General features: G+C 70.5%; 14 protein-coding genes. 7 read left to right on the forward strand and 7 right to left on the reverse strand.

The window, feature by feature from the left end; all coding sequences use genetic code 11:
* The first annotated feature begins 68 nt into the window (after positions 1-68).
* Positions 69-770 carry a response regulator transcription factor gene (locus B0293_RS34210; protein ID WP_005162407.1) on the forward strand — a complete coding sequence of 234 codons (702 nt, stop codon included), beginning with the start codon at positions 69-71 and terminating at the stop codon, positions 768-770.
* Here the strand turns inward: B0293_RS34210 and B0293_RS34215 are convergent.
* The 3 genes from B0293_RS34215 to B0293_RS34225 are packed head-to-tail and all read right to left on the reverse strand — an operon-like array spanning position 767 to position 3,050.
* Positions 767-1,882: an FtsX-like permease family protein gene (locus B0293_RS34215; protein ID WP_005162410.1), complete on the reverse strand. Its 1,116-nt coding sequence runs from the start codon at positions 1,880-1,882 to the stop codon at positions 767-769. The two genes, B0293_RS34210 and B0293_RS34215, sit on opposite strands and share 4 nt — an antisense overlap.
* The gene (locus tag B0293_RS34220; protein ID WP_005162413.1) at positions 1,879-2,538 is read right to left on the reverse strand and encodes an ATP-binding cassette domain-containing protein; all 660 of its coding nucleotides are present in this window, start codon (positions 2,536-2,538) and stop codon (positions 1,879-1,881) included. Before B0293_RS34220 ends, B0293_RS34215 begins: the two co-directional genes overlap by 4 nt.
* Entirely contained in the window at positions 2,535-3,050 is a 516-nt protein-coding gene (locus B0293_RS34225) for a P-loop NTPase family protein (RefSeq protein ID WP_039919078.1), read from the reverse strand. Before B0293_RS34225 ends, B0293_RS34220 begins: the two co-directional genes overlap by 4 nt.
* 77 nt (positions 3,051-3,127) lie before the next feature.
* On the opposite strand from B0293_RS34225, the gene B0293_RS34230 reads away from it, so the two are divergent.
* Positions 3,128-4,492, forward strand: coding sequence for a sensor histidine kinase (locus tag B0293_RS34230; RefSeq protein ID WP_005162416.1), 1,365 nt, complete (start codon positions 3,128-3,130; stop codon positions 4,490-4,492).
* A gap of 201 nt (positions 4,493-4,693) precedes the next feature.
* A complete protein-coding gene (locus tag B0293_RS34235) occupies positions 4,694-5,317 on the forward strand; it encodes a TetR/AcrR family transcriptional regulator (RefSeq protein ID WP_005162418.1) in 624 nt (207 codons plus the stop codon).
* A gap of 93 nt (positions 5,318-5,410) precedes the next feature.
* Here the strand turns inward: B0293_RS34235 and B0293_RS34240 are convergent, their stop codons facing one another.
* Complete coding sequence (locus B0293_RS34240) at positions 5,411-6,148, reverse strand: TetR/AcrR family transcriptional regulator (RefSeq protein ID WP_005162420.1); 738 nt, start codon at positions 6,146-6,148, stop codon at positions 5,411-5,413.
* Between the two features lie 61 nt (positions 6,149-6,209).
* Between B0293_RS34240 and B0293_RS34245 the strand changes: the two genes are divergently transcribed.
* Complete coding sequence (locus tag B0293_RS34245; RefSeq protein ID WP_039919079.1) at positions 6,210-7,079, forward strand: alpha/beta fold hydrolase; 870 nt, start codon at positions 6,210-6,212, stop codon at positions 7,077-7,079.
* A 90-nt stretch (positions 7,080-7,169) separates the two neighbouring features.
* Positions 7,170-7,568 (forward strand): hypothetical protein, encoded by a 399-nt coding sequence (locus tag B0293_RS34250; protein WP_039919080.1) that lies wholly within the window; start codon positions 7,170-7,172, stop codon positions 7,566-7,568.
* Here B0293_RS34250 and B0293_RS34255 read toward each other — a convergent pair.
* Both B0293_RS34255 and B0293_RS34260 read right to left on the reverse strand, forming a co-directional pair.
* Positions 7,484-8,707 carry an acetyl-CoA acetyltransferase gene (locus B0293_RS34255; RefSeq protein WP_005162430.1) on the reverse strand — a complete coding sequence of 408 codons (1,224 nt, stop codon included), beginning with the start codon at positions 8,705-8,707 and terminating at the stop codon, positions 7,484-7,486. The genes B0293_RS34250 and B0293_RS34255 overlap by 85 nt on opposite strands.
* Positions 8,708-8,837: 130 nt before the next feature.
* Entirely contained in the window at positions 8,838-10,310 is a 1,473-nt protein-coding gene (locus B0293_RS34260; protein ID WP_005162433.1) for a carotenoid oxygenase family protein, read from the reverse strand.
* 131 nt (positions 10,311-10,441) lie between these two features.
* Between B0293_RS34260 and B0293_RS34265 the strand changes: the two genes are divergently transcribed.
* Both B0293_RS34265 and B0293_RS34270 read left to right on the forward strand, forming a co-directional pair.
* The gene (locus B0293_RS34265; protein ID WP_005162438.1) at positions 10,442-11,407 is read left to right on the forward strand and encodes a winged helix-turn-helix transcriptional regulator; all 966 of its coding nucleotides are present in this window, start codon (positions 10,442-10,444) and stop codon (positions 11,405-11,407) included.
* A 74-nt stretch (positions 11,408-11,481) separates the two neighbouring features.
* A complete protein-coding gene (locus B0293_RS34270; protein ID WP_005162443.1) occupies positions 11,482-11,670 on the forward strand; it encodes a DUF5302 domain-containing protein in 189 nt (62 codons plus the stop codon).
* Between the two features lie 76 nt (positions 11,671-11,746).
* On the opposite strand, the gene B0293_RS34275 is transcribed toward B0293_RS34270, so the two are convergent.
* Complete coding sequence (locus B0293_RS34275; protein ID WP_005162446.1) at positions 11,747-12,817, reverse strand: Glu/Leu/Phe/Val family dehydrogenase; 1,071 nt, start codon at positions 12,815-12,817, stop codon at positions 11,747-11,749.
* Positions 12,818-12,847 lie beyond the last annotated feature (30 nt).

Genomic DNA, 12,847 nt, shown 5'->3' on the forward strand with positions numbered 1-12,847 from the left:
TACAGAATGGGTGGCGTTCGTAACGTCTTAGCCGAAAAGAACAGTGTTCAACGGTTAAGCTCCCCCGCATGCCGAAACTGCTGGTGGTGGAGGACGACGACGCGATCGGCGGCGTCCTCGAATCGACCCTCCGTCTGCACGGCTACGAGGTTTCCTGGCAGCGCGACGGCCGCACCGCGCTCGCGGCCGCGGAAGCCGACGACATCGACTTCGTCCTGCTCGATCTCGGTCTGCCGGATCTGGACGGGGTCGAGGTCTGCCGTCGGCTGCGCTCGGCGCTCCCCGGCGCGGTCCTGGTCATCCTGACCGCCCGGCAGGAGGAGATGGACGTCGTCGTCGGCCTGGAGGCCGGGGCCGACGACTACCTCACCAAACCCATCCGGCTCGGCGAACTGCTCGCCAGGGTGCGCGCGCACCTGCGGCGCGGGACGGCACCGCCGGAGAGCAGGCCCGCGATCGCCATCGGGCATCTGCGGGTGGACACCGCCGGACGGCGGGTCAGCGTCGGCGGGCGAGAGATCTCGTTGCGGGCCAAGGAGTTCGACCTGCTCGCCCGGCTGGCCGAGCAGCCGGGCGTCGCGGTCAGCCGGGACACGCTGATGTCCGAGGTGTGGGACGCGCACTGGTACGGCTCCACGAAGACCCTGGACGTCCACATCGCGGCACTGCGGCGGAAACTGACCGAATCGGCGCCCACGCCCGAGCAGGCACCGAGGATCTCGACACTGCGCGGCCACGGCTACCGGCTCGAACAGCCCTTCGAGGGTTAGTAGTCCCGCAGGTCCGAGACCTCGTCGCGGGCGGCGAGCTGCGCGATCCGCGCCGACGCCGCCACGCACGACACGATCACCACCGCTCCCAGCAGCGCGAAGTACCCGTGGGGGAAGGCCGCCCACTCGGCGGGCGTGAGCAGGACGAACAACACGCCCAGCAGATGCCCGGCGATCAGGCCCCCGCCGCCGACGATCAGCGCGTCGCCCGCGATGAACGTCGCCACCTGACGGCGTTTCCCGCCGAGGGTGCTGACGATCAACAGGTCACGGCGGCGTTCGTTGAGCGCCAGCCCGAACGACGGTCCCGCCGCGGCCGCGGCCAGCACGAGGGACACCACCCGGTCCACATTGGCCGCGACGCAGCCGTCCCGGGTCAGGGCCGACGAGATCGCGAACGCCACCGCCAGCGCGACCAGCGCCACCGACCGCGCCAGCAGCGCGCTCCGCCACGAAATGGACAACGCGAGCACACCCGCGAGCCCCGAGACGAGCGGCCGGATCACCCCGCCGATCGCCCGTTTGCCCTTGCGCAGCCCCAGTTCCACCAGCCGCCACAGCAACATGGTGCCGCCCGCCCAGCCGAGCAGCGGCCAGAAGAAGGCGAGCGCGAGCAGGATGATGTCGAGACCGTAGGGCGACCACCAGGGCGGCCCGTCGTCGGCGGGGACGAAGTACCACTCGCGCACCACCGAGGGCAGGACGGCGACGGCCGCCACGAGCACCCCGGCGAGCAGCAAGAGAACGATTTCCCGGACAAGCGTCAGACCGGAGCCGGGCAGAAAGCCACCCGCCAGTGACACGACGACACCGGCGAGACCACCGGCCACTCCGGCGACCGCGGCTTCGGCCGCGGCGAGTCCGAGGACCTGCCCGCCGGTCGCGCCGCGGGCACGCAGGAGGTCGTGTTCCCCGCGCAGCGAACGCTCCGACGGGGCGGCCAGCAGCACCACGAGCACCGTCGCGGGCACCCACGGCGGCGCCGGTTCCCAGGCCCAGCCGTGCGCCGCGAGCAACGTGGTCACGATCAGCGCACCGGCCGCGGGGACGCCGAGCCGGACGGGCCGCACCCGCGCGATCCCGCCCACCCACAACACCATCGCCGCGATCACCGGTCCCGCACCAGCTTCCCGTCGACCATCGCCCAGCTTTCGCCGAACATCCCGGCCGGGGCCGTCTCGGCCGTGGCCACCAGCAGCCCGGCGGCCAGCCGGTCCGAGGCCTCCACGAGCCTGCCGAGCAGCCGCTCCCCCGCTCGCCGGTCCAGCCAGCCCGCCGGGTCGTCGGCGAGGATCAGTTTCGGCGCGGGCGCGAGCGCCCTGGCCAGGATGGCCAGCCGGATCTGCTCACCGGTCAGGTCGCGAGGCGCCTTCTTGGCGAAGCCGGTGAGGCCCACCAGGTCCAGCGCGCCATCGACGGCGTCGCGGACCGCGGTGCCGGTCCGGCCCGCGAGGACCAGCGGCAGGGCGACGTTGAGCCGGACGTCGAGATCGCGCAGCAGCCCGCCGTCCTGCAGCACCAGCCCGATCAGGTCGGGGCCCGGCGGCGACGGCTCGAACGCGGGCCAGTCGACGGTGCCCGCGGTCGGTTTCTTCATCCCGGCGAGCAGGTGCAGCAGCGTGGTCTTGCCCGCGCCCGCCCTGCCGGTCACCACCGCGCGGGTCTCCGCGCCGATCACGCAGCTGACCCCGTGCACGGCGACCACCGCGGTCAGCCCGGAACCATAGGTGTGCGCCAGTTCGTCGGTGCGGACCAGTGGCGTGATCACGCCACTCTCACGATCCGGTGCGCGGCCGCCGCGATCTCGGGATCACGGGTCGCCACGACGACGGCCGTCCCGCGGGTCGCGACGGCGCACAGCAGATCCATGAGTTCGAGGGCGGCGAGCCCGTCCAGTTCGCCCGCCGGTTCGTCGGCGACGACCACCTCGGGTGCCCCGGCCAGTGCGACGGCGACCCCGGCCCGCGCCCCTTCCAGCGCCGACAGCTCGCCCGGATAGACGTCGGCACGTCCGGTCAGGCCGACCAGCGCGAGCAACTCCACGACGCTTTCGGGGGAACGGCGGCCGGCGAGCCGTCCCGCCAGCAGGATGTTCTGGCCGACGGTGAGGTGACCGAAGAGGTTCCCGCGCCTGAGCAGCACGCCTACGCCGGCCACCCCATCGGGGGATTCACCACTTCCGGTGGGCAGCACGGCCACACATTCGCCCGGGACGGCGAACCGGACGAGGGGGACGGATCCGGGCCCCGGGCCTGCCATGACGGCGGCACGTCGGCGCATGGCCCCAAGGTAAAGCGAACGGGGTCAACATCGCCTTGATCTCAGGTCAACGGACGGCAAAATATCGCGTCGGGTGGGTGATCCTCCCCCTCGTCGGCCACACTCTGTCCGTGCGCCGCCGGATCGTCACCCTCACCGTGCTGGCCGCGGTGCTGGCGATCACCCTCTTCGGGGCGCCGCTGGCCATCGCGGTCGCCAGGTTCCACGAGGGCAACTCGACTCACGACCTCGAACGGGTCGCCGACACGGCCGTCCTCGACGTGACCGGCGACCTCGCCAACGGCCGGGTCCCGGAGCTCAAGCCGGTCAAACCGGACGCGGACCGGATCCGCGGGATCAAGGTCGCGGTCTACACCCCGACCGGCAGGCTCCTGGTCGGCGACGGGCCGCCCGCCGAAGACCGGTACGTCCGCGAAGCGCACTACACCGACATGGCGACCGGGACGCGCGAGGACGAAGTGGTCCTGGCCGTCCCGGTACTCAGTGGTCCGTCGCTGGTCGGCGTGGTCCGCGCCGCCCATCCGCGGTCCGAACTGGACGACCGGATCCGGCTGACCTGGCTGAAGATGGCCGGGCTCGCCGTCATCGCGATCGGGGCCAGCTGGCTGATCGCGCGCCGGATCGCCACCCGGCTGGCGCGGCCGCTGGAGGATCTCGCGGGCGCCGCCGAACAACTCGGCGAGGGCGACTTCACCGTGCGCGCCAACCGCACCGGGGTCCGCGAAATCGATCAGGTCGCCGATGCGCTCGACTCCACCTCCGTGCGGATCGGCGAGACGCTGGAACGGGAACGGACGTTCTCCTCCGACGCCTCCCACCAGCTGCGGACTCCGCTGACCGGGTTGCGCCTGCAACTGGAGGCGGCGCTGGAGAGTCCCGACCGCGACCCCTACGCGACGATCCGCGACAGCATCGCGTCGGCCGACCGGCTGGAACGCACCATCGACGACCTGCTGGCGCTGGCCAAGCAGACCAGGGCCCCGCGCGCGCTGCTCGACCTGGGCAAGCTCTTCGAGGAGGTCCGCCAGACCTGGCACGGCCTGCTCGCCGGACGCGGGCGCGCGCTGCGGATCAGCGGCCGTGGGGCGCTGCCGGCGCGGGCGGCGGACGCGGCCGTGCGGCAGGTGCTCGCCGTCCTGCTGGACAATGCGGCGGCGCACGGGCGCGGCACGGTCTCCGTCTTCGCCCGCGACGCCGGTGACGCGCTGGCCATCGACGTGAGCGACGAGGGCACCATCCCGGACGGGCACGATCCGTTCGTGACCGACGACCAGGACGAAGACCGCGAGGGTCATGGGATCGGGCTGAGGCTGGCGCGGAGCCTGTCCGAGGCGGAGGGCGGGCGGCTGCGGCTGACCAGCCCGTCGCCGACGACGTTCACGCTGCTCTTGCCCGCCGAGCGCTCCCCGGCGCAAGAAGAAGGCCCGGGCCTGGCGAGCTAGGGGGGGTTACTCGCCAGGCCGGGCCGGTAGGAGGCAAACGCGCCCCGACAGCGCGCACGGCATGCCACCTGAAAGAAGACGGTAAAGACCAGCGGGCCAACAGACGGTACACGCCGGATTAACTGACACTTTGCTTTTATATGTCACAGGGATCCGGTGACCATCCAGCCGGGCTGAATCGATCGTGGGAAGATTGAAGGTATGACGACCGAGCCGACGCCGAGATGGCGGAGACTGGAGCCGGACGAGCGCAAGGAGCAGATCTTCGCCTGTGCGGCACGTCTTTTCGGGGATCGCCCGTACTCGGAAGTGTCCACTTCGGACATCGCGGCGGAGGCCGGGGTGGCCAGGGGTCTGATCAACCACTACTTCGGGACCAAGCGCGAGCTTTATCTGGAGATCATCCGGCGCGCGCTGACCGTGCCGCGGCTCGCGGTCGAGATCCTGCCGGACGGCCCGCTCGAACTGCGCGCCGACGTCGCCATCGACTGGTTCCTGGACATGGTCACCAGCCAGGAGAAGATGTGGCTGGCCGCGATCGCGCCGGAAGGCATCGGCCGGGACCTCGAAGTCGAACGGATCCTGGAAGAGGCCGATCGCGAATCCGCGGACCGGGTGCTCGAAGCGGTCGGACTCTCCCGCGAGAGCGAACACGGCCAGGAGCTGAACGCCCTCGTCCGCGCGTTCGGCGGGATGGTCAAGGCGGCGGGCCGCGAATGGCTCGTGCGGGGTTCGCTCGATCGCTCCCAGGTGCACGTCCTGCTCAGCAAATCGCTGGTCACACTGGTCGGCGAGGTCTTCCCCGAGATCCAGCGCGCGACGTGAGAAGCCCCCGGCACCTCGAGGGGGAGGTTGGTGCCAGGGGCTTCGGGACCGGTGACCAGCACCGGTATTCCTCCACATTACGCCGATCCACTGTCAGCGCTCTGTCAAACGTCCAAGTGTGTCCAACCGGCTGAGCCGGTGTTCGAGCCCGTCGAGGCAGCGTTCGACCGCGTAACCGTAGAGACGCTCGTAGTAACCGGCCGCGAGATCGGGGTCGGCGACCAGCGCCGCGACCGACTCGCCCAGCGCCGCCATCCCCGGCAGATCCGTGCGGGTGCGGTACGCCGCGTAGCCCTCGGTGCGGTCCAGCTGCAGAGCCATCGCGCTCTCGCGGTCGTCCTCCATCGCGACGAACTGACAGGCGGTGGCGAGCAACAGGTTGTAGGCGAACGGCGCCTCGGTGCCGAAACCGGCCGCGAGCAGGCGGCCGATGCCGGTGTTCATGGTCGGCACGGCGGCGGCGACCGACGGCCCGAACAGGGCCAGCCGTCGCGCCGAACCGGGATACCGGCGCAGCACGGTCCGCACGGTGGGCAGGAACTCGGTGAACCAGGCCCGCCACGGCAGGGTCTCGTCGGGCAGGGACAGCTGTCCGACCACCCGGTCCAGCACCTCGACGACGACGGTGTCCCGGTCGCCGACGTGGTGGTAGACCACCGCGGGGTAGGCGTCGACGGCGGCCGCGAGCTGCCGCAGCGTCCAGTTCTCCAGACCGGCCTCGGCCGACAGCTCCAGCGCGGCGTCGATGATCCGGCCCTTGGTGACCGCCGGCCGTCCGGAAGCCACGCGTGACCGCGGCCGGGAACCCGCGTCTTCGGAGAAAGTCGGCATGCGGGCTACCGTATCCGCACTCCGCTGGTACTGAAGTGGGGGCTTCCGGCAGGATCGGGCCATGCCCCGCGCGCGTGTGAACGGCCTCGAACTCGAGTACGACGCCTTCGGCTCCCCCGACGATCCGCCGCTCGTCCTGGTGATGGGCCTCGGCGCCCAGATGGTCACCTGGGAGATCGGCTTCTGCGACCTGCTCGCCGAGGGCGGGTTCCACGTCGTGCGGTTCGACAACCGCGACATCGGCCTCTCGTCCTATCTGGACGACCTCCCCGCGCCGGATCTGGCCGCGCTCGCGTCGGGCGACCTGACCTCCGCGCCGTACCTGCTCTCGGATCTCGCGTCCGACATCACCGGGTTGTTCGACGCGCTCGGGTTCGAGCGCGCGCACGTCGTCGGGGCCTCGATGGGCGGGATGATCGTCCAGCAGCTCGCGATCGACTCACCGGAGCGGCTGCTCAGCCTCACCTCGATCATGTCGACCACCGGGGATCCCTCGGTCGGGCATCCGGAGCCCGCCGCGCTCGCCGGGCTGACCCGGCCACCCGCCGCCACCCGCGAGCAGGCCATCGAGGACGGCATCGCGTGGTTCAAGCTCGTGGGCTCGCCCGGGCACCCCTCCGACGAGGAGTTCCTGCGGATGAAGGCCACCCGCAACCACGACCGGGCGAACCATCCGGCGGGCGGGCTGCGCCAGGCCGCCGCCGTCGTCGCTTCGGGTGACCGCACCGCGAAACTGCGCGAGGTCCACGTCCCGACGCTCGTCATCCACGGCGAGAGCGACCCGCTGATCAACGTCAGCGGCGGGAAGGCTACCGCGGAGGCGATCCCGGACGCCGAGCTGCTGCTGTTCCCCGGGATGGGCCACGAACTGCCGAAGCAGCTGTGGCCCGCGATCGCCGAAGCGATCGTCACGCACGCGCGCAAGGTCTGACCGTCAGGATTTGGTCAAGACTCCCGGCGGAGGCGTAGGAAAGCCGTTCACGCGGACGGCACGCCCGGTGACGCGGGGTTGACTGGGCGGATGAGGAATCCCGAGAGCTTCGGTTTCCCGTTCGGTTGTGTCTCCGTCGTCGTCGCGGCTTCGGTGGCCGGTCTCCTCGGTTCGGCTCGACATCATGGCCTTTCGCTGGCCGCCTTGGCCTTGGTCGTCCTCGTCACCGGCGCGGTGACGACGGTGGCGGCCGCGCTCGGAACGGCGCTGATCGCCTGGAGTGTCCATTCGGGATTCACCGTCGGAGCGTTGGGGGCACTGGAATTCACTCCCGAAACCGGCGTCGCCGCCGCTGTCTTCTTCGGAGCGACGCTCGCCGGGGCGGCGTATCGCGGCCGGTGGGTTCAGCGGGCGACGACCATCGCGACCACGGTCGTGAAGGATCCGCCGACGTTCAAGGTCAGCACGTTCCGCACGCCGTCGATCTGAAGCGGCCCGGCGGTTCCGGCGACCTGGCGCGCGGCGTCGTGCACCATCCGCACCCCGGTCGCGCCGACCGGGTGACCGAGCCCGAGCAGCCCGCCGCCGGGGTTCACCGGGAGGACGCCGTCCCGCGCGATCCCGCCGGATTCGATCAGCCGTCCCGCCGCCCCCGGTGGGGCCGCGCCGAGGTGTTCCAGCGCCACGAGCGCGGTGATGGTGAAACAGTCGTGCAGTTCGACGACGTCGATCTCCTCGGGGCCGGAGACCTTCGCGCGCCAGTACGCGTCGACCACCGCGCCCCGCAGATGCGGGAAGAGGTACTCGTGTCCTTCGGCGCGATCCAGCTTGCCCCGCAACGACAAATGCGCCGTCCGGTGGCCGAAGCCCGCCAGCCTCGGGACCTCCGCGAGGTCGCGGCCGGTGCGTTTCGCCCAGTCCGCGGCGAACTCCGGTGAGGCGAGCACGATCGCGGCGGCCCCGTCGGAGATGCGGCCGCAGTCGTTCTTGCGCAGGACACCGGTCACGACGGGGTTCAGCCGGTCGTCCTGGTCGAACGAGCCGTCGGGGAAATTCCAGTCCCGCGCCTGCGCCATCGGGTTGAGCGCGGCGTTCGCGAACGCGTTCCTGGCGAACAGGCCGAGGTGCGCGGGATCGAGGCCGTACCGCCAGTCGTAGACGTCGGCGACGTCGGAGAACAAGGCGGGCCAAGGGAATTCGGCCGTTTGCGCCTCTTCGCCGACCCAGGCCGCGGAGCCGAGATGCTCCGCCGCGGTCCGCGCGTCGGTGTTGCGCATGAGTTCCAGCCCGGTCACCAGCGCGACGTGGTACCGGCCGGACTCGATGTCCGCGCTCGCGGCGAGCACCGCCGTCCCGCCCGAGGCGCACGCGGCCTCGTGCCGGACGCTCGGCACGCCGTCCAGATCGGGGATCGCCGCCACCAGCAGCCCGCCGAGGTGGGCCTGGCCGGTGAACAGCTCGGCGGCCAGGTTGGCGACGTGCGCGACGCCGATGTCCCCCGTCTCGACCTGCGCGTCCACCAAGGCGTCGGGCACCACTTCGGCGAACATCTCGTAGAGCCCGCCGCCCTCTTTCGCGAAGTTCCGCGCGAAATCGGTCTGGGCCCCGCCCAGTACGAAGACCGTCATCGGCCAGCTCCGCCTTCTGGTGCCGTGCCCGGGTCGCCCCACCCCCTGGCAGGGGCGACCCGGACGGCGGCTTTCCGGCCCTTCGCCGCCTGCCCACACCCCTCTGGTGGGCGGGCGCGAAGGGGATCACTCAGTTACAGGAAGGTTCCAGCTGGTCCGCCCGGACCCAGGTCGCGTGAAAACCGAGCGGGACACGCTGGGGCAACAGGACCCTGGCCACGGGTCCGGCAGCGAGATCGGCGGCGTCGAAGATGTCCAGCTCCGAGCGCCCCTCACGCTCGTCCTGGACAAAAGTCACCAGATAGCCGTCATCGGAATCGGCGGCCGCGCCGTCGCGGGGTGCGAACGGCGCCTCACTGCCCCACCGGCCCGGACCGAACCGATGTTCGGTCTTGGTGCCGGCACGATTGTCGTAGCACACCAGGCCGTCGAACTTGAGCGTCGAGTCCGGCGAGATGTGCACCGCGTAGGAGAAGCGATTCCGGCCGCCGACCACCCTCGAGTCGACGGACGGAAATTCGGTGTTGTCGTCGTCGAGCTGGTTCTCCAGGCACTGTCCGGTCCGCAGGTTGAACCGGTAGCGGTGCAGCGAGGCGTCCAGCCGCAGGTACGAAAGCATCTTGGCGAGCGGGGTGTGCGCGTCGGCCCGTGGCTGCGGGCGCTGGACGCGGCAGACGTCGAGGACGATTTCCTCGCCCTGCTCCCAAGAGTTGACGACGTGGTAGATGTAGCACGGGCTGGCTTCGAACCAGCGGATCTGGCTACCGTTACCGTAGCGAGGAAGCACCCCGAACCGGCTCGGCAGCGACCGGTCGAACCGCAGCCTGTGCCTGCCGTTGCGCGCCGCCTCCAGGTCCTGGATCAGCGGCAGGTCCATCAGGATCGCGTGGTTCTCGGTGATCGCCATGTCGTGCGGCAGGCGCGGGCCGGGGAGTTCGATCTCGGTCGTGCTGGCGACCTTGCCGTCCGCGCTGATCACGCCGTAGCGCAGGTACGGCGGGCGGGGCCCGTAGTCGAACCAGAACATCTCGCCGGTGCGCTCGTCGACCTTCGGATGGGCCATCATGTCGCCGACCAGCGTGCCGAGGAAGTCCTCGGCGCCCAGCGTCTCCAGCGAGAGCGGGTCGACCGCGTACGGCGTGCCGCACATGTACCAGGTGGAGAGCACCTGGCCGCGGTGGAAGATCAGGTCGGTGTTGGCGCTGTCCTTGACGTTCAGCCCGTGCGTGTTGCCGAACGGGTTGCCCCTCGGCGACTCCATGACGCCCTTCCAGAGCGCCTTGCCCGCCTCGGATTCGGCCTCGAACGCCTTGGTGCGGACCCAGCGGTTGCGGTAGCGGGCCTTGCCGTTCTCCAGGTGGACGGCGTGGATCATGCCGTCGCCGTCGAACCAGTGGTAGCGGCCCTCCGGCTCGAACCGGGGATTGGGCCCGTTGCGCAGGTACACGCCGTTGAGGTCGGCGGGGATCTGACCGATGACCTCGAGATCGCTCGCGTCGATCTCTTCGCCGACCGGGGCGTAGACGCCCATCAGGTACGGGTTGACCTCGGGTTCACCGGTGGTGGCCGCCACCAGGATCGGTTGCTCGGAGGTGCTCGTCATCGGTACTCCCCAGGTTGGTTCGTGTTGACCGATTGGCTGAGACACTATGATTTCTGTAGTCAGCTGTCAATAGGCTTCTTTTGCTGTAGCCAGTAGTACGCTGACAGCGACACCATCAGAGAGGCACGTACGTGACAGAGGCGACCGCGCACCGCGTCAGGCCGGCGGGCGATCCGCTGCGCCGGGCACTCGAACTGCTCGGCGATCAGTGGACCCTGCTGATCCTGCAGAGCCTTTTCCTGCGCTTCCGCCGTTACGAGGAACTCCGGCTACGGCTCGGCATCTCCCCCACCGCGCTGTCCGGACGGCTGCGCGAAATGGTCGACGCGGGCATGCTCGTCCGCACGCCGTACCGGGACGCGCGCCGCACCCGGCACGAGTACCGGCTCACCGAACGCGGCCTCGAACTGTGGCCGCTGCTGATCTCGATCTGGGCGTGGGAACGGGAATGGGTCGAGGGGCGGCGTGCCGTGCTGCCGACGCTGATCCACCTCGACTGCGAACTGGCCACCTCGGCACCGCTCGGCTGCGCCGGCTGCGAACGCCGGGTCGACGCCCGCGACGTCCGCGCGCGACGGCTCGACGACACCGGCGTCGTCGAAGCGACCGCCACGAAACGCTTCCGCCGCAAGGACGCCGAGTCCCTCGCGGGCGATCCGCTGATGTTCTTCCCGGACACGATGGAACTCCTCGGCGACCGCTGGTCGACGGGGCTGGTCGTGAGCGCGCTGCTCGGGGCACGGCACTTCTCGGAGTTCGAACGCGAACTCGGCATCGGGCCGAGCGTGCTTTCCGGGCGGCTGTCGAAACTCGTCGAGGTCGGCGTGCTGCGGACCGGGATCGCGAAGACCCGCACCGACGCGCACGACTACCGGCTGACCGCGAAAGGCCTCGCGTTCTTCCCCGCGCTGGCCTTCATCGCCGAGTGGTCACGGGGCTTCGAGGTGCCGGGACAGGCATCCGACATCACGCTGGACCACGTGGACTGCGGCAACCGGCTGAAGCCGATCCTGCTGTGCGACCACTGCTGGCGGCCCCTGCTGCGGAACCGGATCCAGTTCGGCGGCCCGGTCCAGCTGCCCGCGCCGCCCAGGTGACGTAAATCGACTCGCCAAGCCGTTCCGTTCCTGACAGGCTGACGTGGTCACACGTCGTCACCTCGGAGGTAGCAATGACTGAACCGGCACCGTCCCCAGCGGATGGCGAAGAGGACGACACGAAGCGCAAGTTCCGTGAGGCCCTGGAGCGCAAGCAGGCTCAGGCCCGCTCCGGATCGGCCCACGAGAACGGCGGCGGGAAGAACCTGCACGCGCACGGCCCGGCCGCGAACAAGCGCACCTTCCGTCGCAAGAGCGGCTGAGCCGGACAACCCGTGAAACCAACGGGGCCTTCCTCGCGGATCACGCGAGAAAGGCCCCGTTGTCTCGTTCCGGGGGCTACACGGTCAGGATCGACCGCAGTCCGCCGACCTCGGTCATCCGGCGCTCGGCCAGCCGGTCGGCCGCCGTCGCCGGCGGGACCCCGTCGGCCTTGGCCAGCGCGAACACCGCCTTGGTGGTGTCGAAGATGGCCGTCGTCTTGCGCTTCGCCCGCGCGAAGTCGAAGCCGTGCCGCTCGTCGTCGACCTGGATCACGCCACCGGCGTTGACCAGGTAGTCGGGCGCGAAGAGGATGCCGCGGTCGTCGAGCTGCTTGTCGACGCCGGGGTGCGCGAGCTGGTTGTTGGCCGCGCCGCAGACGATCTTGGTGCGGAGCAGGCCGACCGTCTCGTCGGTGAGCACCCCGCCCAGCGCGCACGGCGCGAAGACGTCGAGCTCGGTGCGGATCAGCGCGTCGAGGTCTTCGACGACCTCGACGCCCGGGTACGCCGCGCGGGTGCGCTCGATCGCCGCGGGCGAGACGTCGGTGATGACCACCTGCGCCCCCGCCTCGATCAGATGCCCGACGAGGATGTGCCCGACCTTGCCGACCCCGGCGACGCCGACCTTGCGGCCCGCGAGGTCCGGAACACCCCAGACGGCGTCCGCGGAGGCGCGCATGCCCTGGTAGGTGCCGAAAGCGGTGAGCACCGAGGAGTCGCCCGCGCCGCCGTTCTCCGGCGAACGGCCGGTGACGAACTCCGATTCCCGGGCGACGACGTCCATGTCCTGCACGTAGGTGCCCACGTCGCAGGCGGTGATGTAGCGGCCGCCCAGCGACTGGACGAACCGGCCGAAGGCGCGAAGCAGCGCTTCGGTCTTGTGCTTGTGGGGGTCGCCGATGATGACGGCCTTGCCGCCACCGAGGTCGAGTCCGGCGAGCGCGTTCTTGTACGCCATCCCCTTCGACAGCGCGAGGACGTCCGCGAGCGCGGCGTCCTCGGACTCGTACGGGTAGAACCGGGTCCCGCCCAGCGACGGCCCGAGCGCCGTCGAATAGATCCCGATGATGGCCTTCAGGCCGGTGGCCTGGTCCTGGCAGAAGACGACCTGTTCATGGCCGGTACCTTGGCCGAACACTTCGGTCACTGTGGTGACTCCTTGTCATGGAGTGCACGC

Origin of the sequence: Amycolatopsis azurea DSM 43854 (assembly GCF_001995215.1) — a bacterium.
Classification (GTDB): domain Bacteria; phylum Actinomycetota; class Actinomycetes; order Mycobacteriales; family Pseudonocardiaceae; genus Amycolatopsis; species Amycolatopsis azurea.